Origin of the sequence: Halalkaliarchaeum desulfuricum (assembly GCF_002952775.1) — an archaeon.
Taxonomy (GTDB): domain Archaea; phylum Halobacteriota; class Halobacteria; order Halobacteriales; family Haloferacaceae; genus Halalkaliarchaeum; species Halalkaliarchaeum desulfuricum.
The window spans coordinates 1,418,734-1,440,199 of record NZ_CP025066.1 but is presented as its reverse complement, the minus strand read 5'-3'; the positions used below and the strand labels follow the sequence as shown (position 1 = coordinate 1,440,199).

Below are 21,466 nucleotides of genomic sequence, written 5' to 3'. Positions count from 1 at the left end.
CGGTCGAACTGTCGACGTTGCCTGCACACGTCTCCGACGGGGAAAGACATGTTACACTCCGTGAGAACAGTACACAATATGTCCGACGAGATCGAGGACCCGGAGGAGTTGCCCGCATCGGCCGGCGAGTTCGCGAAACAGAACCGCGAGGTGTGGGACGCGTACGCCGAACTCGGAAAGGCCTGTTCGGAAGCCGGGCCCATCGACGGCGAGACCAAGCGACTGGTCAAACTCTCGCTCGCGATCGCCGATGGCTCGGAGGGTGCGGTCCACTCGCACGTCCGGCGGGGACTCGAGGAGGGGATCGATCCCGAAACGCTAAAACACGCGGCGATCCTCGCGATTCCGACGATCGGGTTCCCGAAGGCGATAGCCGCCATGACCTGGATCGATGACGTGACCGACGAGACGTGATCGACGAGACGTGATCGATGAGACGTGATCGACGAGACGTGATCGACGAGACGTGATCGATGAGACGTGATCGACGAGACGTGATCGACGAGGACGCGACGGGGATGTGAACCCCGGTTTTCGATCGTACTCGTTCGTCCCTCTCGGCGACGTCTACTTTTTTTCACAGATAGATATAAATCACGAAAGGTTTATACACTTCCGGGATAATTACTCACCAACGCAATCTCACCGCCAGAACAAGGTTCTCGCCCGAATGTTCATCGGCGGTCCGGTCGTGGCCCGTTTCGTTTTGCCTCACTCATGACTCACACACCGTCCGCTGGCTCACAGGACCTGGATCGCTTCCGAAGGGCGGTCGAACAGTCCGCCTCGGCGGTGTTTTTCACCGACACTGACGGCACCATTCAGTACGTCAATCCGGCGTTCGAGGAACTCACCGGCTACGACGCCGACGAGGCGGTCGGTCGGAACCCGCGAATCCTGAAGTCCGGACAGCTCTCCGAGGAGTACTACGAACGGATGTGGGGAACCATCCTCGATGGGGCGGTGTGGCGCGAGGAGGTTCCGAATCGCCGGTCCGACGGGGGGATTTACTACGCCAACCAGACGATCGCGCCGATCGAAAACGGGACCGGTGAGGTCTCGGGGTTCGTCGCGATTCAAAACGAGATCACGGAGTACAAACGCCTCTCCAGCGATCTCGACGTGTACGAGACGATCATCCAGCAGCTCGAGGATCCGGTCATGCTGCAGGATCTCGACGGCAACTTCGTGGTGGTAAACGAGGCAGTTTCCGACTACACCGGACTGTCGACCGCGGAGCTGATCGGCCGTGACGAGTCCGCGTTCATGGACGAGGAGTCTGCGGCGTTCATCGCCGACCGGAAGCGGGCAGTTCTCGAAACCGAAGCGCCGATCTCCTATGAGGTTACCCCGTCGTTTTCTCGGACCGACGAGAGACGTTCGTTCAGTACGCTTCGGTACCCATACTACGATGCGGACGGATCGTTGTCGGGCACGGTTGCGATCTGCCGCGACTTCACCGATCTCAAAAACCGGGAAGCGCAGCTCGCCCAGTACAAGAGCGCAGTCGAGGGGGCGTACGACCTGATCGCGGCGTGTGACGCCGACGAACGCCTCCTGTTCGCCAACGGGCCGTACTGTACGTTCCACGGCATCGATCCCGATTCGGTCGACGGCCTCACACTGAGGGATGTTCTGGGTGAACAAACCTACGAGATTGCTGGCGATCGGATCGAGCAGGTGTTCGGGGGCGACTCGGTCAGGTACCGGATGCAGCGAACCCACGCCGAACAGGGAGATCGGATTCTCGACATCCGATACTATCCCATCGGGAACGACGGCATCGCCGACATCGAGGGTTCCGGGGACGCTTCCGACGACTCCGATTCCGTCCGGGGATCGGTCGCGATCATGCGGGACGTCACCGACGAGGCCGAACGGGAGCAACACCTCAAGGTCGTCGACCGGATCCTCCGGCACAACATTCGAAACGAACTGAACGTCGTCCACGGCCGGGCAGAGCAGATCCGCGAGGAAACAGACGGGGAGATCGCGGACGCGGCCGACGGGATCCTCGCCCCGGTCGAACGGCTGCTCGAGACCGCCGGGAAATCCAGGGCGGTCACCGAGATCCTCAGGAAGCGCTCCGACAGGGAACCGGTAGACGTGGCGGCGGGGTGTCGAACGGCCGCAAAATGGCTCGGGAAGCGTCACCCGAACGCACACGTGGACGTGGTGGCTCCCGAGTCGGCGCTCGCCATCGCCTCGCCGAACTTCGGGGAGGCGATCGACGAACTCCTCGAGAACGCGGTCGAACACGCCGAAAGCGAGGCACCGTCCGTCGAGGTCCGCGTCACCGAAGCGGCCGAGTCGATCCACGTCTCGATCGGAGACCAGAACCCCGCGATATCGGAGATGGACCGGGCGATCCTGGAGGAGGGTCGACCACCGAACCAGCTCTCACACGGCAGCGGGCTGGGGCTGTGGCTGGTGTACTGGATCGTCACCCGTTCGGGTGGATCGCTCACCGTTCGGGCGGTCGAACCGCAGGGGAACCTGGTCACGATCGAACTCAGTCGCGGGGAGTGAGCCATCGACTGCCCGATCGTCCCCCCGAGCCGACCGGGGTCGAAGAGCGCTCACCCCGTCAGAAGCGTCACGTCGCTGGCTTCCACGTCTTCGACGAACGCCCCGGGTCCGCCGACCGTGACCGTTCCGTCTTCGGTTTCGAGGGTCAGCGAGTGTTCGACCGGGAACTCGTTGTTCGCGGGCACTATCAGCCCCTGTGTGACGTCGACGACGCGCCCCTCGATCGAGGTGGGTTCGTCGTCGGCCGTCGTGCGCCCTTCGACGCTCGCCCGCAGGTCGGTTCCCGCTCGGAGGTGGCGGGTCGCCTGGAGGACGGCGTGACGGAAGTCACTGAACGTCCGGGGCAGCGGTGCGGGATCGACGACTGCCACCTCCTCGGCGACCGGCCAGTAGTTGCCCAGAAAGGAGCCGACGATTACGGGACCGAGCTGTTCTTGGGTGAAGACGATCGCCTGGCGGTCGGAGTTCGATCGCACCAGCATCTCCATGGGGGCCAGCACGCCGATCCGGCTGTCGACAGCGAGCATCGTCGGCATCGGCTCGCTCCAGGTCCGGGTGACGCTGGCGATCTCCCCGAGCTCCGGAAGGGTGTCTGCGAGCTCCGACGGGTCGTCGACGTCGCTGGCGATGAGCAACACCAGCACCCCTCTGTCGACGGCGTCGGAAAGCTCCTCGCGAACGTCCGGCAGGTACGACAGCGGCAGCGACAACACCAGCTCGGTTTCTGCCTCGTCGATGAGGGTTCGGATCCGCTTGAGGACGGTTACCCGCGATTTGACCACCTCGAACTGCTCGGCCGTCGGCTCCACCTCCGCGTACCGCTCTGTTAGTCCGGGGCGCATCGCCTCGACGTCGGACTGGAGGTTCTCGATCACCTCCTCCGGCGGCTTCGCCCGGATCACGGTCGGCACGACGTGGTCGTTCACCTCGGCAAACCCCCGCTTCTCGAGTGTTTCGCCCACGCTGTAGACGTAGCGCTTGGAGACGCCCGCCGCGTCGGCGATCTGGCTTGCGGTCGCCTCCCCGTGGGCCAGAAGCGTGAGATACGTGTCGATCTCCTTGTCCGAGAAGCCGAACCGACCCAGGAGATCGACCAGCGTGGACTCGTCCATACGCCTACACGACCCACAGATCACTTATGTGGGTCGGTCTTCCCTGTGGAAACGTGTGAATTAAAATTACACCAAAGATTGAAAGCACAGGGGTGCCTGTGGGCGTACGATGAGTGATCGCGACGCTTCGACCGGCGGCCGGGGCCACGCGACCGAGGACCGGGAGGGGCCAACCGCCCGGTTCCCGGGCGAGCGCCGGACCACGGACGGGCTGTTCTCGGGGACGGGCGATCGCCTCGTTCACGTCCGTCCCGACGGGTCACTGCGGGATTTCGGCTATCCGCTCTCCGGGCTCTCGGGGATCGAACGATCCCGGTTTGTCCTCGTTGCCGGGGATACGACCGTCCGTTTCGAGGAGTGTGAGACCACCCAGCGCTACGTGGGAGAGACGGCGGCCGTCGAGACGCTGTATCGAACAGCTATCGGGGACGTCCGCAGGTTGGATCTCACAGCGGGGCGTGCACACCTGACGCGATTCGATCTCTCGGATCTCTCCGATTCGGACGACGGGCTACCCAGTTCTGCTGCAGACGAGACCGCAGTGCTCGCGTCCGTCGAGTTCTCCCCCGACGGTCGAACCGACCGGGTCGGACAGCTCCGCTCCCCGGACGCGATCGAAGTGTTCCACGCGTCCGAGGCGGATTTCCTCGCGAGCGACGCCGGGTTCGACGGAGTCCGGGCGGGGTACGTCGGCCGGGGTCTCCAGTCCGGGTCGGTTCAGGACGGCGGCCTGCCGACCGGAGCCGATCGATACGAGGAGGAGCGGCTCTCGCCGTCGATCACGGTTCGGATCGTCCCGGATGGCGACGCGGTAACGCTACTCTCACTTCTCACCGACCGGCGGGAACGCCCCCGCGAGCGCGCCCTGAACCGGATCCGCGAGCTGTTCGACCGCGGGACTGATCCCGATACCCTGCTGCGGGCAGCAATCCCGTCCGAGAGTCACGGTACGGACGCCGCGATCGATCCCAGCGTTCTCCCGTCGGCTCTCCCCGGTCGGGACGGTGCAGTTGCGGACCTCCGGGTGCTCTCGCTGCTCTCGGCGCCCAGCGGCCTCCGGATCGCCGGGCCGGATTTCGATCCCGCCTACCGGTACTCCGGAGGGTACGGCTACACCTGGTTCCGCGACGACGCGGAGGTTTCGGGGTTCTTGCTTGTGGTCGACGACCTCCTCGGACTGGGGCTGGACGACACACATCGGCGCAACGCCGAGATGTACTGCCGGACGCAGCTGTCGGACGGCACCTGGCCCCACCGCGTGTGGCCCGTCGACGGATCGCTCGCGCCCGGCTGGGCGAACAGCCGGATCGAAACCGGCGGCAACGACGACTACCAGATCGACCAGACCGCGAGCGTCGTATCGTTTCTCGCGCGGGTCCACGGCCGGATCGACCGGGGCGACGACGATCTCGCCCGGCGCGTCGAGGACGCCGTCGACGCCGGCGTCGAGGGGCTCGATGCCACGCTCGCAGACGACGGGCTCCCGACGGTCTGTCAGAACGCCTGGGAGGACGCCGCGGGTCGGTTCGCCCACACCGCGGCGACGGTCCTCGAGGCGTACGCCGCGGTCGCGGCTGCCGAGTCGCTGGACCCCGACCTCCGGGAACGGGCGCGGGAACGGGCCGATCCGGTGTATGACGGCCTGAGTCGCCTCTGGGTCGAAGAGCGGGGGACCTACGCGATGCGAGAGACTTCCGAGGGGGACCTCGATCCCCGGTACGACTCCGCGTCGCTCGCACTCGCGAGCGCACACCGAACGTACGATCGGCTGGCAGCGTCCGATCGACAGGCCGGCGTCGACGACCGGCGGCTCGACCGGCTGGTCTCCCACGTCGATGGGGTTCTGGACGGCCTCTACCGGGATCCCGAGGAGAGCGCGGTCGAGGGGCTCGTCCGGTACGAGGGCGACGAGTGGCGGCGGGACGATCAGTCCGACGCGAAACTGTGGACAGTGTCGACGGCCTGGGGTGCCGACGCGGCGACCGAACTGTCGGCGCTTTTGGCCGACCGCGGGGATCCCCGCGCCGACGAGTGGAAAACGCGGGCCCGCGATCTGCTCGGCTTGATCGAACCGGACGGACCGCTCGCGGCGCCGACCGGGTACCTTCCCGAACAGTTCTTCGACGACGGCACGCCCGACAGCGCCACGCCGCTCGGCTGGCCCCACGCGATCCGGCTTTCGACCCGCGTGCGCCTGGCCGAGCGGGGACTTCTTCATTCCGACGGCGAACCGGTTACGACCGACTGACGCTGATCCTGCGGCAGGCTACGTCCACGCGCCGCCGCCGCGTGCCGGAATGACGACGGTCCCGTCGCCGATCTCCAGTTGCGAACCGTCCCCCATCGCTTCCCCAGTCTCGAACAGGAAAGTCCCGCGTTCGTCCTCGAGCGGAACCACCGCCGGCTCGTTCCCGCGATTGATGGCCACCGTAATCGCGTCCTCACCGTCGCCGTTCTCTTCGCGATCGGCGTCTCCGTCGCCGGGGCCGTCCCCCGGCAGGATGCGGCGGAACACGAGCACCTCCCGGCTCGTTCGGTCGCGGTCGAAACGTACCCGCCCCCGGCGAAGCGGCCGGTGGTCGCTGCGTAGTTCGATTAGCTCCTCGAGGAACCGACGCAACGCGGTGTTCTGCTCGGATTCGTCCCACACCATCGGCCGCCGGCAGTCCGGGTCATCTCCGCCGGTCATCCCCACTTCGTCACCGTAATAGACGCACGGCACGCCCCGGAACGTGAAAAGCAGCAGCAACGCGAGCCTGACGCACCGTTCATCGTCGTCACACCGGCGCCGTAGCCGCGGCGTGTCGTGGCTCCCCAGCAGGTTGAACAGCACCCCGTTCGTCCGATCGGGGTGTCGCATGAGGAACCGGGTGGCTTTGTCGGCGAACCTCCCCGCGTCGATCTCCCGTTCCGTCAGGAACGCGTGTACCGCCTCCGAGAACGGGTAGTTCATAGCGGCGTCGAACTGGTCTCCCCGGAGCCAGGGACGCGCGTCGTGCCAGACTTCCCCGAGGATGTAGACCTCTGGATCGATCGCCTTCACCTCCCGACGTAGCTCCCGCCAGAACTGGTGGTCGACCTCGTTTGCGACGTCGAGACGCCACCCGTCGATCCCGAACTCCTCGACCCAGTGGGTGGCCACCTCGAGGAGGTACTCCCGAACCTCGGGGTTCTCGGTGTTCAGCTTCGGCATCTGCGGGACGAACGCGAAGGTGTCGTAGCTGGGCCGCGGTTCGAACTCGATCGGGAACTCGTTGACGTGAAACCAGTCGGTGTACTCCGAGTCGGGCCCGTTCTCGACGACGTCCTGGAACGGCTCGAACGTCCAGCCGCAGTGGTTGAAGACGGCGTCGAGCATCACCCGCATCCCGCGGTCGTGCGCCCCGTCCACGAGCCGTCGCAAGGTCTCCTCGTCGCCGAAGTGAGGATCGATCCGCATGTAGTCGGTCGTATCGTACTTGTGGTTCGAGGGGGCCTCGAAGATCGGGGTGAGATACAGCGCCGTGATCCCGAGGCCGTCGAGGTAGTCGAGGTTGTCGACGATCCCCTGCAGGTCGCCGCCGAAGAAGCTGTCGCGATCGGGCAGTTCGCCCCACTTTTCGACGTCATCCGGATCACGGTCGGGGTCGCCGTTCGCGAACCGCTCCGGAAAGATCTGATAGAAGACGGCGTCGCTCACCCACTCCGGCGGATCGTTGGCGTCCGCCGGGTGGAGATACGGATACTCGAAGTAGTGGCGCGGCTCCGTCTTCCCTGCCGTCGGTAGCCCGTCGGCTGAACCCGGTTCGAATCCCCACTCCGTGAGCCACAGCTGTTCGTCGTCTACACCACCGCTCCGGCTTTCGTCGGTGTTGCCCTCCGAGAGGTGGAACGCGTAGCAGAGCCGCCGGTGTGGCGGCTCCACTGCGGCCTGCCAGTAGTCGAACCGCTCGTCGCTGCCCACCTTTCGCATCCGCTTTCGTTCCGCACTGTCGGGCCAGTCGTACTTGTCGCCGTAGAGGATCCGACACCGCCGCAGGTCCCCTCGCTTCGTCCGGAGCCTGACGTGCACTGTCGACTCGTCGTGAGCGTATGCGTACTCGCATTCGGGCCGGTGATGGACCGCCTCCCGCAGTATCGCCATAGTCGGGTTCGCGGAGGTGGGAACAAAAAACCGTTCTCCGAGCGCGGGACCGAAGCGACCTACCGGTCGACAGCCGTCCTCAGGGCGTCGCCGCTTCGATCTCTCGTTCCGAGAGGAACACGTCCTTGCCGGTTTCGGGATGGAACAGATGAATGTCGGCCTCGCGGAAGTCGACGCCGACCTCGTCGTCGGGCTCCGGTCTGATCGACGGATCCGATCGCGCCAGGAAGTCCGGCGTGACGTCGAGGTGGACGTAGTTGTCCGAGCCGATTGGTTCGACCACCTCCACGGTCGCCGTCATCGTCTCCTCGCCGGTGATCCGCTCGGAGATGTCGATGTTCTCCGGACGGACGCCCAGCGTGTAGGTAGTGTCCGCGAGTTCGTGTCCGGTCACGTACTCCTGGCTGAGTTCGAACTCGAACCCGACGTCCCTGTTGGTCAACCTCACGGCCGAGCCATCCCTCTCGACGGTGACTTCGAGGAAGTTCATCGACGGCGACCCGATGAAGCCGGCGACGAACTCGTTGACAGGGTTTTCGTACACCTCGGTCGGCTCACCGACCTGCTGGAGTTTGCCGCCGTCGAGGATCGCGAGCCGGTCGCCCATCGTCATCGCCTCCTCCTGGTCGTGGGTGACGTACATCGCCGTGACGTCGAACTCCTTTTGGAGCTTCTGGATCTCCGCGCGCATCTCGGTGCGGAGCTTGGCGTCGAGGTTCGACAGCGGCTCGTCGAAGAGGAACACCTCCGGCTCCCGGACGATCGCGCGCCCCAGCGCGACCCGCTGTTTCTGCCCGCCGGACAGTTCGTCGGGGCTGTCCTCGAGGAGTTCCTCGATACCCATCATTTCGGCCATCTCCCTGACCCGCTCGTGGCGCTCCTCTTTGGCCATGTCCGTGCTCATCCTGAGGCCGAATTCCATGTTCTCCAGCACCGTCTTGTGCGGGTACAGCGCGTAGTTTTGGAACACCATCGCGACGGGGCGGTCCTTCGCGTGGATGTCGGTGACGTCCTCGCCGTCGAACAGCACCCGACCGGCAGTCGGCTCCTCCAGCCCGGCGACCATCCGGAGCGTCGTCGTCTTCCCGCATCCCGACGGACCGACCACGGTGACGAACTCGCCGTCCTCGATCTCGAGGTCGATGTCGTCGACCGCGACGATCGTCCCCCTGTCGAACTCCTTTCTGAGACCGTCTAACGTAACGTCCGCCATTCTTGGTGAACAACACGGGGCGTCGGTATTAACTCTTCGCCAAATTTCCAAAGATTGATGAAAAAAGTTTTCTAAAATATTGGCCAAAGACATCAACTCGAATATGTAACGATTTCAGAGAGGCATCCCAAGGACTAAATGTATGAAAATGTAATTCATCACTCGTTATGCGCATGGACAGGAGACGTCGGACGCTGCTCAAGGCGATTGGCGGATCGACCGCGCTCGCGACGCTCGCGGGCTGTGTGACAACCGAGGAAGAGCCCGACGGGGCGGGTCAAGACGACGAGACGGATCCTGACGGCGAGGCAGATTCGGACGACGAGGCGGCCACCGGCCAGGCGATGATGTGGGTCGACATGCTCGAGGCCGAGGAGGACGACCTCGAGGACTACATCGCGGAGTTCGAGGCCGAGACCGGCCACGTCATCGACAAGGAGGCTCCCGGTGGCGAACTCGACGAACAGCTCGAGACGGCGATCCCCGCCGGCGACGGGCCGGACTCGTGGGTCTGGGCCCACGACTGGGTCGGCCGATTCGCGGTCCGTGAAGAGCCGCCGTTCCTGTACGACGCGACCGACGACATCGACGTCGATCTCGACGCGTACACCGGCGCCGCACGGGACGCGGTCCAGTTCGACGGTGGCCTGTACGGGCTCCCGTTCGCCTCCGAGACGGTCACCCTGTTTTACAACGAGGACATGGTCTCGGAGCCGCCGGAGACGTTCGACGAGATGGTCGAGATCATGAACGACTACCACGACCCCGCTGCCGGAGAGTACGGTCTCTCCTATCCCGCGACGGACCCGTACTTCGCGAGCGGCTTCCTGCAGGCGTACGGCGGCGATCTCTACGACGAGGGCGCCCACGAGGTCGGCGTCGATTCCGACGAGGTCAAGCAGGGGCTGGAGGCGCTGGAGACGCTGTTCGACTACATCCCGGCGGACCCGAGCTACGAGTCACAGATCGTCGCCTTCGCCGACGGCCTCGCGCCGTTTGCGATCAACGGTCCGTGGGAGCTCGGGAACCTCGTCGAGGAAATCGACAACCTCGGCGTCACGGCACTGCCCACCGTCGACGGGAACCATCCGCGGACGTTCTCGGGGGTCCAGATGTTCTACTTCAGCTCCATGCTGGCCGACGGTGATCAGTCGACCGTCGACGCGATTACCGACTTCGTGGAGTGGTACACGACGAACGAGGAGGTCGTCTCCAACAACGCCGACCACCACGGCTACATCCCGGTGCTCGAGGAACTCGTCGAGGGTAACGACCTGCCGGCGAACGTGCAGGCGTTCGCCCAGCAGGTCGATCACGGCGTTCCGATGCCGACTCATCCGAACATGGACAGTGTGTGGATCCCGGTGGAGGAAGCGCTGAGCCGCGTGTTCGACGACGAACAGGACCGCGATGCCGCGCTCGACCAGGCCGCCGAGGAGATCCGCGAGCAGATCTGAGAACTCGGGACGTCTACCACATGGCTTCTTCCACAGCCGGAGGGAAGGCCGCCCTCGAGAGGGTCGGCGAGTCGGTACCGTTTACGAGACGTGACTGGGGACTGTTGCTCGTCGTACCCGGAGTCATTCTGTTCTCCAGTTTCATGCTGTACCCCATCTTCTATCTGTTCTACATCTCGCTCACCGACGCGACGTTCGCGGGGTCGGTCATCGGTGGCGGCGCCGAGCTCACCGGCCTCGACAACTACGTCAAGTTGCTGACCGACTCGCAGTTCTGGACGTCGATGTCGGTCACGTGGCTGTTCGTCGCCGTCTCGCTCGTGATCAAGGTGTTCGTCTCCGTCGGCATCGCTTTGCTTTTGAACCACGCGCGGGTCGCCGGCAAGCGGTACATGCGCGCCATCGTCATCGTACCGCTCGGCTTCCCGGCCATCTTCACGATCACCATCTGGCGAGGAATGTTCAGCGACGCCCGATTCGGTGTGTTCAACGTGGTTCTCGGTCGGTACAACGAACTCGTCCAGTGGATCGTTTCCGGAATCGACGCCGCGGTCTTCTTCGCGAGCGTCTCCGCGCCGCAGGCGCTGCTCGTCGACATCCCGATCGGCTTTCTGAGCGGGCGCTGGGAGGCGTTTTTCGCATACGTCGTGACCGAGGTATGGCTCGCGTACCCCTTTATGGTGATCATCATCGTGAGCGCGCTCCAGGACGTCCCCCGTGAGCTCAACGAGGCGGCAATGGTCGACGGCGCGGGCTACCTGCATCGCTTCGTGAACGTGACGCTGCCGGCGATCAAACGGCCGGTGCTTTTCGCGTCGATCCTCACCGGCGCGACCTCCTTCCAGCAGTTCCTGATCCCATGGGTGTTCAACCAGGGCGGTCCGGCGAGACAGAACGAACTGATCATCGTGTACGGCTACCGGGAGGCGATCACGTTCAACGAGTTCGGGCTCTCGGCGGCGATCCTGATCATCGCGATCGCGTTCATCGGGGTGTTCATGTACTTCGCCGTGAAGTACGGGCGCCTCGCCGAGGGGGTGGATGACTCGTGAGCGCGATCCGTTCGACTGTGAACCTGCTTTACGGCAAGCTCGTTCACTTCGCAGCCACGCCCAAGCGGTTCGGCGTCATGATCCAGCGGACGATTTACGACGTCCGGACGGGGCAACGTAGCGTCCTGGACGTCGCAAAGAGCGTCCTGATGACGCTCGTCGGCGTCGTCATGCTGCTCGTGTTGCTGTTCCCGCTGTACTGGATCACCACCGCGTCGCTCGCGGAAGGCACCCGGCTGTTCAACACCGCCGGGATCTTCCCGGATCCAGCGACGTACAACCTGCAAGCGTACCACTGGGTCGTCTTCGAATCCGACTTCTTCTTCGTCGACGGCGACTGGGGCTACCCCCAGCTCGTGATCGGTGGAGGTGGACTGATCCCGTTGAGCGTCGGCTGGGCAGGAACCGAAACCGGTCCGGGGGCGCTTTTCAACAGCCTCTACATCGTCTCGGTGACGCTTGCGGCCGGCTTCCTCATGGTCGTGCCCGGTGCGTACGCGTTCTCCCGGAAGAGCTTCATCGCCCGCAAGCGGATCCTCTACGGCTATGTGCTGTTCACCCAGATCGGCGCCGGGCTGTCGATCGCGACGCTCGTGGCGCTGTACTCCCTTTTCAGTGCGTACGGCCTGACGAACAACCTCTTTATCCTCGGGCTGTTCTACGCCGCAGGGGCGATCCCGTTCAACACCTGGCTGTTGAAGACGTACATGGACAACATCCCCGTCTCCTACGAGGAGGCGGCGATGGTCGACGGTGCGAGCTTCCTGCAGACGATCCGGGAGGTTATCATCCCGCTGACGAAGCCGGGGCTCGCCGTCATCCTGATCTTCATCTGGCTCGCCGGGTGGAACGAGTTCATCATCGCTCAGACGCTTCTCTCCCCGGAGAACTATCCGCTCTCCGTCGAGCTGTACAACCTCGCGACCGAGGGTCGGTTCCAGACGCCGTGGACGCGCTTTGCGGCGTTCGCGAACCTGTTCGCGCTCCCGGTTGCGATCGTCTACTTCATGGCACAGCGATCCGTCGAGAGCGGCCTCTCCTTCGGCGGCATGGAGGGATAACACTCACCGGCCGCCTCGTTCCCCCGCTACATCGAACGGTTTCGACTCCAGGCACCGAACGGATCGGTGTCGAACGGTTCCGACTGCAGGATCCCCGACTCAAACCATGACTGACGACGACACGACACGTGAAAACTACACGCACAGTACTCATCGACGAACAGTCCTCGGCGGCCTCGCCGGCCTCGGCCTCCTGTCGACGGTCGCCGGCGCGGGGGCGGCGACGAACCGTTTTCCGGCGTCCGACGTCGACCTCGACGATCCCACCGGCACGGGTTCGTATCACCCGGGCGAACCACTGTTCGTCGCCGTCGGCGAGAAGCTCTGGAACACGGCGTGGGTCGGTCCCGAGTACATCGGCGACCGCGACAACCTCGCGCCCGGGTCGCCGCAGCCGTCGGCCGACCCAGACAACTACGCGGCCGATGACTTCTCCTGGTCGGTCGTCGACCGGCCAGCCGGCAGCGACGCCGAACTCACATACGCCTCATCGCTGTTCGAAGACCGTCCCCGATACGACGAGGGTCGGGATAACACCGCCGAGTTCGAGGCCGATGTGGCTGGGACGTACACGCTCGAACTCGACGCGCCGGACGGCACCCACGAACTGACGATCCGTGCGCTGCCGGACGACGAGGACGCGCCAGCCGGGTCGCCCCGGCTGGAACTCGATGCCGCGTACGATCCGGACGCCGACGCCTTCGAGATCGACACGAACGCCGCGCTCGCACCGGACAGCCGGGCGGATTCCGACGACCTCGAGGCGTTCTTCCTCGCCGACGACCGGGACGGGCTGTCGACTGATGCCATCTCGGTCGACGGGGTGACGGCGACCGTTCCAGCTGACGCGCTCGGCGGCGAGTCGGGCCGGGTGTACGCGGTCGTCCACGACGGCGACCGGACGAGCGTCACCGACAGCGTCGAACTCCACCCGGACGGCGACGTCCACCTGCCGAACCGCGCGCCGGAGTGGATGCACGACGGGGTAATGTATCAGATCTTCACCCGGTCGTGGGCCGGCGAGCGCGGCGCGACCACCTTCGACAGCCTGATCGACGGCGACGACGTCGCCCGCGGTGTCGACTACCTCGAGGAACTCGGGATCGATGCCGTCTGGCTCACGCCGATCCATCCCGCCGTCAGCGCCGAGCGCGACTTGCCCGGCGGCGGACCGCACGGCTACGACATCACCGACTACTTCGGTGTCGCAGACGACCTCGCGCCGGCGGGAACCGACCCGCTGTCGGCGTACCGCGAGTTCGTCGACGCTTGCCACGATCGGGACATCAGGGTGGTGCTCGATCTCGTCGTCAACCACGGCGGCCGCACGCTTCCGGAGTTCCAGGACACGATCGCCAGCCAGACCGAGGAGCCCGAGTACTGGCCGATCGTCGAGGAGTGGGACCGCGACTCCCCGTACTTCGACTGGTTCGACCGCATCGACACGCCCCGGGAGTACGAGGGACGGCAGCTCGAGCCCGCCCCGTTTGCCACCGGGTTCTGGAACCTCCAGCTCCACCCGAACTTCAACTTCGACAACGTCGCGCTCCGGGAGTACATGCTCGCAGTCGCCGAGTTCTGGTCGGGGGAGGTCGGCGTCGACGGCTTCCGGTGTGACATCGCGTGGGGCGTCCCCCACAGCTTCTGGAAGGACCTCCGGGAGGTCGTTCGTGCGAACAACTCGGCGTTCCTGCTGCTCGACGAGGCGATCCCGAACGACCCGGCGTTCTCGGAAAACGAGTTCGACATGCACTTCGACACCGACGGGTTCACCGTCCCGGCCCACGCGGTCGCCCGCGGCGAGGCAGCCGGCGCCGACCTGTTCGACCGAGTCAGGGACCGCAGGCGTCAGGGCTTCCCCGATTACTCGCTTATCTTGAACGCCGTCGAGAACCACGACGAGTACCGTGTCCTCAACGAAGCGCTGGACGGTTCCCGTGACGACCCCAAAAAGGCCCAGCGGGCGGTGTGGGCAGCCGGCGTCACCCTCCCCGGGGTGCCGCACATCTACTACGGGATGGAGCGGGCGATCTCCGTCAACGGGGAGGGCCGTCACATGGGCGAAGCCGACCATCGCGACGGTGACGTCCATCCCGGCGGCAAGCAGCGCGCGTTCATGAACTGGTCGGAGTACGACGAGGGGCATCTCGACTTTTATCAGTCCCTCGTGGCCGCGTACCAGGAACTGGACGTCCTGAAACCGGATGCGACGCTGTCGGGCGCGTGGTACAACTCCGCGAGCGACGTCCTCGTGTTCGGCCGGGACGCGGGCGATATCGACGACGTCGACGGTCCAGAACGGGTCGTGGTCGTCGTCAACTTCGAGGCCGGACCCGCACAGGTGTTCCTCCGCCCCAGCGTCGGCGGGGTCGATCACGTCTCCGGCGAGGATATAAGCGTGGAGACGCTCAGCGACGCCCGCGCTGTGGAGGTCGAAACGATCGCCGTACTCGAGACGCCGGATCTGCTCGAGATCGGCAGCCCGATCTCCGAACCCGACGTCGAGTCGGGAACCGACTACGGCGCCGACGAGTACGTCTACCCGACGGGCGAGGAGTACGTCGACGGGGCGTTCGACCTCGCGGCCTTCGGCGTCCACGAGACGCCCGACGCCTACCAGTTCCGGGCGGAGATCGACGGCGACCTGACGAACCCGTGGGAGCTTCCGGGCGGGTTCTCGCTGCAGCACCTGCAGGTGTACGTCCGGGACCCGGAGCGCGACGACGGCACGACGGTCGCCCGCGAGGGCGTCAACGCCGAACTCGCGGCGCCGTACCAGTACCGTGTCGTCGCCGACGGCGAGCACGGTAGCCGGGTCGAATCGCCGGATGGAGAGCTGCTTGCAGCGGGAGAGGTGAAGACGAACGAGGTCACGGGCGCGATCGTCGCCGAGGTCCCGAAGTGGGCATTCGACGCCGACGTCGAGGACCTCTCGGTCGCGCCGCTCCTTCTGGGATACGACTCCGACGCGCCCGGCGATGTCCGCCCCGTCGAGGCCGAAGCGGGCCCGGACGTCTTCGGCGGCGGCCGGGACGACGACGCCAACCCGAACGTGATCGACCTGGTCGTCGACGTCGACATCGACCGCGAGACGGCCCTTTCGTACGATTCCGACTCGCCGGCTGAGATCGGGTACGTTCCCCTGGTCACTCCGTTCGAGGAGGTGGCGACCTTCGATGTCGAGACTGGAACCGGCAACGGGCCCGGAACCTACGAGATACCGACCGGCGATGACTACTACGAGGGAGCGTGGGACATCGACCGGCTGGAGGTCCACGAATCGCGGGACAGGGTCCGGTTCGACTACCGATTTACGGAACCCCTCGAGAACCCCTGGGAGTTCGACGTCGGATTCAGCCACCAGCTCCCGCAGGTGTACGTGTTCGATCCCGAAACGGACGATCCCGCCACGACCCAGGGGAGAACCGCGACCAATGTCGCCTTCGAGGCGCCGTACAACTACCGGGTGAACGTCAATCCCGAGGCGGGCGCAGGTGTCGAGGACGCCGCCGGCGAGGGCGTCACCCGGGACGTATCCGTCGACGCCGACCAGCACACGATCCGGTTCGACGTTCCGAAGGCCGCGATCGGGTGGGACCGCGAGACGGGGGTGGCGATCGCCGCGGTCGTCTGTCCGTTCGACGGCTTCGGCGAGGGCGGCCTCCGGGCGATCGCCGCGGAGGCCGACACCCACGTCATCGGCGGGGGCGAGGACGGCGTCCCGAACCCGAAGGTGATGGATCTGATCACGCCCGAGGAGGTCGATCGATCCGGGGCGTTCGGCGAGTACGACGCCGACTCGCCGCCGGTTTTGCCGTACGTCACCCTCGGCGACCTGACGCGGGAGGAACTGCTCGAGGCGGCCGGCGAGCCTGACGACGAGGACGCCGCAGGAGAAACCGAGGGGGAAACAGACGAGGAGGGCGACGAGACGGACGACGAAACGGAGACGGATCCCGAGACGCCGACGGAACCGGCGGAGACCGACACCGAGACGCCCGGATTCGGGATCGGCGCGGGTGCGGCGGCAGTCGGCGCGGCGGGATGGGCAGCGAAGTCGCTCGCGGAGCGACGCGCCGGCGACGAGGACGATCGGGAGTGAAATCAGCTCCGGCCGGCTTCCCGGACGGTGGTTAGCCCGACGACGCTGCCGCCGACGACGACGGGGAGCCAGTAGACGAACCCACGGAAGACGATCACGCCCGCCAGCGCCGCCGCCGCGGTCACCTCGACGGGGGCGGCAACGAGCAGCGCCACCAGCGCCCCCTCGATCCCGCCGGCCCCGCCCGGAAGCGGGAGCCCGCCGGCAACCGCCCCGAGCGGCACTACCAGCGCCGCCACCGAGATCGGGATCGGCGAACCGACAGCAGCCAGGGCGAGCCACAGTGCGAGCACCTGACACGCCCACCCGATGGCCGACCACGAGAGCGTGACCGCGAGCCGCCGGCGGTCGGTTCCCACGCGCCGGATCGCCCCGAAGAAGCCGTCGATCCGGCGGCGGATCCCGGCGGCCGTCGGCCCGGACAGCCGGGGGACGACCGTCGCAACCCGCGAGATGATCCCGGCGATCCGTGGGGCGACCGCGTCGGCGAGGCGGATCCGGAACCGCCAGGCGAACCCGGCAGCGATCGCGAGCGTCACTCCGACGCCGGCGGCGGCGCCCGCCGCAAGCAGAACGTCGTCGCCGACGGTCGCAGTCGCGGCGAGCCAGAGCAACGCCACCAGGGCGAACCCCGTCGACGGCAGGAGGTTTACGGTGTCGACGCTCGCGATCGCCGCGAGTCCGCGTTCGTACTCGAGATCCGTCGCCCGCGAGAGATACAGCGCTGTCACCGGCTCTCCGCCCGCCTGGCCGAACGGCGTGACGTTGTTGGCGAAGGCGGCGACGCCGTACAGCAGGAACCCGCGGAACCGCGAGACCGGAACCCCCAGGCTCGAAAGCACCGACCGTAGCGCCATCCCCCACGAGAGGAACCACCCGAGCGCGACGACGCCGGCGGCACCCACGAGCGCGAGGTCGGCAGCGACGAGCGTCTCGACAAACTCCTCGACGCCGACGAGGGCCGCAAGCGCCACCACGATCCCGAGCGCTGCAGCGAAGCCAAACAGCGTCCGGAGGCGCTCGCGAAGCGACATACGGGACGTTGCGTCCGTCGCTTTTAAACAATCGTCGACTGCCTCCCGTCTGTCTTATAAACTCCTGCCTGCCGTGTGCAAACCCCTTTTACTGGTCCTGCCGACACACGGACGTGAACGAACGCGACGCGCTCCGGCTGCTCGCCGCCGACCTCCCGCACGCGGGCGACGACTGCGCCGTCGTCGACGGGCTCGTCCTCACGATCGACATGCTTCACGCGTCGACGGACTTCCCCGAGGGGACCACTGCCTACACGGTGGGCTGGCGCTCGGTCGGCGTCTCGCTGTCCGACGTCGCCGCCATGGGTGCGGAACCGATCGGGGCGGTGGCCGCCTACGCCCCCACGGCACTGGAGGAGGAGCCGCTCACCGCCTTCGTCGAGGGAGCCCGTGACGTCTGTGAACGCGTCGGGACCGACTACGTCGGCGGCGACCTCGACACCCACCGGGAGCTCACGGTGACGACGACCGCTGTCGGTCGGGCCGACGATCCGGTCCCGCGATCGGGCGCCTCACCGGGGGAGGTCGTCTGCGTGACCGGCGAATGGGGGCGGACGGCGGCCGCCCTCGAACTGTTCGACGCCGGCGACATCGAGCGGGCCAACGACCTGTTCCGGTTCGACCCTCGGATCGAGGCTGGGCGGGCACTCGCCCCCGAGGCGACGGCGATGATGGACTCCAGCGACGGGCTCGCCCGGTCGCTCCACCAGCTTGCGGAGGCGAGCGGCTGCGGATTTCGGGTCGATGCCGACGCGCTCCCGGTTCACTCGGAGCTCGAGGAGCTGTTCGACGACCCCGAAGTGCTGTTCGAACGGGCCGTCCACGTCGGCGAGGATTTCGAACTCGTCTGTACGCTGCCGAAATCCGCACTCGCTGCCGCGAGGGAGGACTGTCCGGTCCCGCTCACCCTGGTCGGTCGTGTCACCGACCCGGGGGAGGGGGTGACGGTCGTCGGCGGTCCGGACGATTCAACTGGTCGGCCGTTGCCGGACCGCGGATACACACACGAGTGACGGGGTCCCGTTCGGGAACCGCTCGGAGACGGTCACTTCGCCCGGATAGCAACTTACTCAAGCCGGGCTGTCGTTTTTCCGGCCATGACGACCCACCGGGAACCCCTCGGTTCCGTGCTGGAGACGGTCGGCGAGACGCCGCTGGTTCGCGTCCAGGCATCGCCCGAGGAGGTGCCAGTGTACGCGAAGCTGGAGTCGTTCAACCCCGGCGCGTCGGTCAAGGACCGCATCGGGAAGTACATGCTCGAGCGTATGCTCGAACGCGGGGAGCTGGATCCCGGCGGAACGGTGATCGAGCCCACCGCCGGAAACACCGGAATCGGGCTGGCGGTCGCGGCCGGACAGCTCGATCTGGAGGCCGTCTTCGTCGTCCCCGAGGGCTTCTCCGTCGAGAAACAGCGGCTCATGCGCGCGCTCGGCGCCGAGGTGATCAACACCCCAACCGCGGAGGGGATGGGTTTTGCCATCCAGCGGGCCCACGAACTCGCCGACGAACTCGACAACGCCGCGGTCCCCCAGCAGTTCGCCAACCCGTTGAACGTCGAGGCTCACTACGAGACCACCGGCCCGGAGTGTTACGAGGCGCTCGAGGGCCGGGTCGGCGCCGTCGTGGTCGGCTGTGGCACCGGCGGGACGCTGATGGGGATGGGGCAGTACGCCCGCGAGCAGCACCCCGACACGCTCGTTATCGCGGTCGAGCCCGAGGGGTCGATCTTCCGGGAGTTCCTCGATCGGGACATCGAGGAGGGGGAGTACAAGACAGAGGGGATCGGCACACACGACACCTCGACCAACGAGCTGTTCGATCCGGAACTGGTCGACGACGTGTACGCGATCTCCGACCGGGACGTCCACCAGGAGATGCAGCGGCTCGCCGCCGAGGAGGGACAGCTGGTCGCCTCTTCTGCGGCCGCAAACAGCGTCGCTGCACGGCGGGTCGCCCGGGCGATCCGCGACGGGGAGCTCGAGGCCCCCCACGACGCTGTCGTCACCGTGTTCCCCGACTCCAGTGAACGCTACCTCTCGAAGGGCCTGTACGGCAGCTTCGAGGAGTGGACCGGATGACCCGGAAGCGACACACCGGGCGCCGATGAGCTCCTCCGGCGGCGAGTTCTCGTTCGAACTCCGGGTGTCCCGCTGGGCGGAACTCGCGTGGCCACCGGCGGGGTCGAACGTACCGACCTCCTCTTCGGGTACCCCCTCCAGTGCCACCGTCGTCGCCCGGCAGCTCGGCACCCGAAAACGCCGGTGGGACACCGTGATCGTCGAGGCCGACCCCGCCGGGTTGCGCGAGCGGGCCGCGTTCGGTGCCCGCGAACTCGACTCGGATCTCCTGTTCGTCGTCCGGAACGCCCCCGCCGGCTGGGAGTGGTATCGCGACGCCCTTCCGGACCCCGGCTATCCGTGGCGATACGTCCGGGAGACGATCCACCGAGCTGCGGCCCGGGACCTCCTTGAAACCCGGCGGAACGGGAACCGGATCCAGATCAGGCGGATCGCTCCGTATCCCGACTGGGTTCGGCGGATCGTCGCGATCGAGAACAAGCCGGACCTGGACGCCTCCGCCGCCCGGGCGCTTGCAGACCAGCTCCAACACGATGTCGATCGGGGCCTGGCCGACGAGGTGTGGCTCGCGACCGCCTCGACCGGGGGGCGGGTCGAGCGGGCACTCCTCGCGGACTTCCCGGTCGAGGCGGGCGTGCTGGCGTTCGACTTCTCGGCGGGCGTCCGCCCGGAAGCCGCCAGCGTGGAGTGGCTTCCGAGCCGGCTCGACGCGGGCGATCCCTCCGAGGGCGGCGACCGATCGGCGGACCGCCGGCGCAGACGGCTCGAACTCGCCGAACGGGCCTACGGCCGCGGCTGGCGTTCGTACCACCGAACGATGCGTCCCGACTGCCGCTCGTTCGAACTCCGGCGGGACGGTCGGCTGTTGTCGCCGTGGTGTACGGCGAAGGTGAGAAAACAGACGGCTGCGGAGTGTTCGGGCGACTGTCCCGCGTTCTCGCCGGAACCGCCGGCCTGGCGCACCCGCGGATGGCCGATCGAAGGCGGCCCCGGGAAGGGAATCAAGCGGCTGCTCCGGCGGCGTCGCAGGCGAGTCAGGACGCGGGAACGCGACGGCGCGTGATCGACCGCGGTCACTCGGCCGTCTCGACGGTGACTGCGCCGCGCTCGACGGCGAGTTTGAACGTCGGCACGGTCCGGTAGACGACCTCGACCACGCCTTTCCGTTCGAGGCTCCGCAGTCCCTTTCTGACGTCTGCGGCGTCGGGATCGACGTCGAACTCCGCTCTGAGCTTCTGGAGCACGCTCACCACGCTCTCGGAGCGTTCTTCGTGACCGGCGACGACGGCGAAGATCTGCGCTTGGAGCTCCGGGACTCGGATCACGTCCGGAACGGTGCCTCGTTTTTCGCCGCCGTCGTCTCCGTTGTCGTTCCCGGGACTCCGGTCGGTTCCCGACTCGACGCCGGGTTCGACGTCGACCAGTTCGGCGGCCTCCTCGGTCGCCCGGATCAGGCTGTCCTCGTCGCGGTAGTAGTACTCTTTCAGGTGGTCTTCCAGATATCGGTGCACGTCACTTCCCGACTCGAGTCCCCACCGATCGCCGAGTTCGCTGTTCTTCGTCGGCTGCAGCGCCACGACGTCGGCCAGTCGCGTTCGTTCCTCCTCGGTGAGGGGCATGCGCCGTCGTTGGAGGGACGCTTATAAGGGAATTCCGGAACCGTTCGCCGGCGACGGTCGAGGGCTGCAGATAGCGGTAACTTTCG

15 protein-coding genes are annotated in these 21,466 nt (G+C 66.4%); 10 read left to right on the top strand and 5 right to left on the bottom strand.

The window, feature by feature from the left end; translation table 11 throughout:
* Positions 1-78 precede the first annotated feature (78 nt).
* Positions 79-414, top strand: coding sequence for a carboxymuconolactone decarboxylase family protein (locus AArcSl_RS07075; protein ID WP_119816950.1), 336 nt, complete (start codon positions 79-81; stop codon positions 412-414).
* A gap of 303 nt (positions 415-717) precedes the next feature.
* Positions 718-2,529 (top strand): PAS domain S-box protein, encoded by a 1,812-nt coding sequence (locus tag AArcSl_RS07070; protein ID WP_119816947.1) that lies wholly within the window; start codon positions 718-720, stop codon positions 2,527-2,529.
* A gap of 50 nt (positions 2,530-2,579) precedes the next feature.
* On the opposite strand, the gene AArcSl_RS07065 is transcribed toward AArcSl_RS07070, so the two are convergent.
* A complete protein-coding gene (locus tag AArcSl_RS07065; RefSeq protein ID WP_119816944.1) occupies positions 2,580-3,641 on the bottom strand; it encodes a TrmB family transcriptional regulator in 1,062 nt (353 codons plus the stop codon).
* Between the two features lie 109 nt (positions 3,642-3,750).
* Here AArcSl_RS07065 and AArcSl_RS07060 point away from each other — a divergent pair, with 109 nt between their 5' ends.
* A complete protein-coding gene (locus AArcSl_RS07060) occupies positions 3,751-5,889 on the top strand; it encodes a glycoside hydrolase family 15 protein (RefSeq protein WP_245883392.1) in 2,139 nt (712 codons plus the stop codon).
* A gap of 18 nt (positions 5,890-5,907) precedes the next feature.
* Here the strand turns inward: AArcSl_RS07060 and AArcSl_RS07055 are convergent, their stop codons facing one another.
* Both AArcSl_RS07055 and AArcSl_RS07050 read right to left on the bottom strand, forming a co-directional pair.
* On the bottom strand, positions 5,908-7,764 hold the full coding sequence (locus AArcSl_RS07055) for a glycoside hydrolase family 13 protein (protein ID WP_119816941.1): 1,857 nt from the start codon (positions 7,762-7,764) through the stop codon (positions 5,908-5,910).
* A 79-nt stretch (positions 7,765-7,843) separates the two neighbouring features.
* On the bottom strand, positions 7,844-8,977 hold the full coding sequence (locus tag AArcSl_RS07050) for an ABC transporter ATP-binding protein (RefSeq protein ID WP_119816938.1): 1,134 nt from the start codon (positions 8,975-8,977) through the stop codon (positions 7,844-7,846).
* A gap of 173 nt (positions 8,978-9,150) precedes the next feature.
* On the opposite strand from AArcSl_RS07050, the gene AArcSl_RS07045 reads away from it, so the two are divergent.
* From AArcSl_RS07045 to AArcSl_RS07030, 4 genes are all read left to right on the top strand, one after another.
* A complete protein-coding gene (locus tag AArcSl_RS07045; protein WP_193588508.1) occupies positions 9,151-10,434 on the top strand; it encodes an extracellular solute-binding protein in 1,284 nt (427 codons plus the stop codon).
* Positions 10,435-10,454: 20 nt separating this feature from the next.
* Complete coding sequence (locus AArcSl_RS07040) at positions 10,455-11,486, top strand: carbohydrate ABC transporter permease (RefSeq protein ID WP_119816936.1); 1,032 nt, start codon at positions 10,455-10,457, stop codon at positions 11,484-11,486.
* On the top strand, positions 11,483-12,547 hold the full coding sequence (locus AArcSl_RS07035; RefSeq protein WP_119816933.1) for a sugar ABC transporter permease: 1,065 nt from the start codon (positions 11,483-11,485) through the stop codon (positions 12,545-12,547). The genes AArcSl_RS07040 and AArcSl_RS07035 overlap by 4 nt, the downstream gene beginning before the upstream one ends.
* Positions 12,548-12,653: 106 nt before the next feature.
* A complete protein-coding gene (locus AArcSl_RS07030) occupies positions 12,654-16,649 on the top strand; it encodes a glucodextranase DOMON-like domain-containing protein (protein ID WP_119816930.1) in 3,996 nt (1,331 codons plus the stop codon).
* A gap of 2 nt (positions 16,650-16,651) precedes the next feature.
* Here the strand turns inward: AArcSl_RS07030 and AArcSl_RS07025 are convergent, their stop codons facing one another.
* Complete coding sequence (locus AArcSl_RS07025; RefSeq protein WP_119816927.1) at positions 16,652-17,683, bottom strand: lysylphosphatidylglycerol synthase transmembrane domain-containing protein; 1,032 nt, start codon at positions 17,681-17,683, stop codon at positions 16,652-16,654.
* Between the two features lie 113 nt (positions 17,684-17,796).
* On the opposite strand from AArcSl_RS07025, the gene thiL reads away from it, so the two are divergent.
* The 3 genes from thiL (at position 17,797) to AArcSl_RS07010 (ending at position 20,824) form a co-directional block, all read left to right on the top strand.
* Positions 17,797-18,696: a thiamine-phosphate kinase gene (thiL, locus tag AArcSl_RS07020; protein WP_119816924.1), complete on the top strand. Its 900-nt coding sequence runs from the start codon at positions 17,797-17,799 to the stop codon at positions 18,694-18,696.
* Positions 18,697-18,780: 84 nt separating this feature from the next.
* Positions 18,781-19,761, top strand: a complete 981-nt coding sequence (locus AArcSl_RS07015; RefSeq protein ID WP_119816921.1) for a PLP-dependent cysteine synthase family protein — start codon at positions 18,781-18,783, stop codon at positions 19,759-19,761.
* A gap of 25 nt (positions 19,762-19,786) precedes the next feature.
* Positions 19,787-20,824, top strand: a complete 1,038-nt coding sequence (locus tag AArcSl_RS07010) for a DUF5787 family protein (protein ID WP_119816918.1) — start codon at positions 19,787-19,789, stop codon at positions 20,822-20,824.
* Between the two features lie 10 nt (positions 20,825-20,834).
* Here the strand turns inward: AArcSl_RS07010 and AArcSl_RS07005 are convergent, their stop codons facing one another.
* Entirely contained in the window at positions 20,835-21,380 is a 546-nt protein-coding gene (locus AArcSl_RS07005; protein WP_119816914.1) for a DUF5797 family protein, read from the bottom strand.
* Between the last annotated feature and the right edge of the window lie 86 nt (positions 21,381-21,466).

Bases quoted from the DNA above. Each gene is read 5' to 3' on its own strand.
- AArcSl_RS07075 (WP_119816950.1), top strand. From the start codon at position 79: ATGTCCGACGAGATCGAGGACCCGGAGGAGTTGCCCGCATCGGCCGGC.
- AArcSl_RS07070 (WP_119816947.1), top strand. From the start codon at position 718: ATGACTCACACACCGTCCGCTGGCTCACAGGACCTGGATCGCTTCCGA.
- AArcSl_RS07065 (WP_119816944.1), bottom strand. From the start codon at position 3,641: ATGGACGAGTCCACGCTGGTCGATCTCCTGGGTCGGTTCGGCTTCTCG.
- AArcSl_RS07060 (WP_245883392.1), top strand. From the start codon at position 3,751: ATGAGTGATCGCGACGCTTCGACCGGCGGCCGGGGCCACGCGACCGAG.
- AArcSl_RS07055 (WP_119816941.1), bottom strand. From the start codon at position 7,764: ATGGCGATACTGCGGGAGGCGGTCCATCACCGGCCCGAATGCGAGTAC.
- AArcSl_RS07050 (WP_119816938.1), bottom strand. From the start codon at position 8,977: ATGGCGGACGTTACGTTAGACGGTCTCAGAAAGGAGTTCGACAGGGGG.
- AArcSl_RS07045 (WP_193588508.1), top strand. From the start codon at position 9,151: ATGGACAGGAGACGTCGGACGCTGCTCAAGGCGATTGGCGGATCGACC.
- AArcSl_RS07040 (WP_119816936.1), top strand. From the start codon at position 10,455: ATGGCTTCTTCCACAGCCGGAGGGAAGGCCGCCCTCGAGAGGGTCGGC.
- AArcSl_RS07030 (WP_119816930.1), top strand. From the start codon at position 12,654: ATGACTGACGACGACACGACACGTGAAAACTACACGCACAGTACTCAT.
- AArcSl_RS07025 (WP_119816927.1), bottom strand. From the start codon at position 17,683: ATGTCGCTTCGCGAGCGCCTCCGGACGCTGTTTGGCTTCGCTGCAGCG.
- AArcSl_RS07015 (WP_119816921.1), top strand. From the start codon at position 18,781: ATGACGACCCACCGGGAACCCCTCGGTTCCGTGCTGGAGACGGTCGGC.
- AArcSl_RS07010 (WP_119816918.1), top strand. From the start codon at position 19,787: ATGAGCTCCTCCGGCGGCGAGTTCTCGTTCGAACTCCGGGTGTCCCGC.
- AArcSl_RS07005 (WP_119816914.1), bottom strand. From the start codon at position 21,380: ATGCCCCTCACCGAGGAGGAACGAACGCGACTGGCCGACGTCGTGGCG.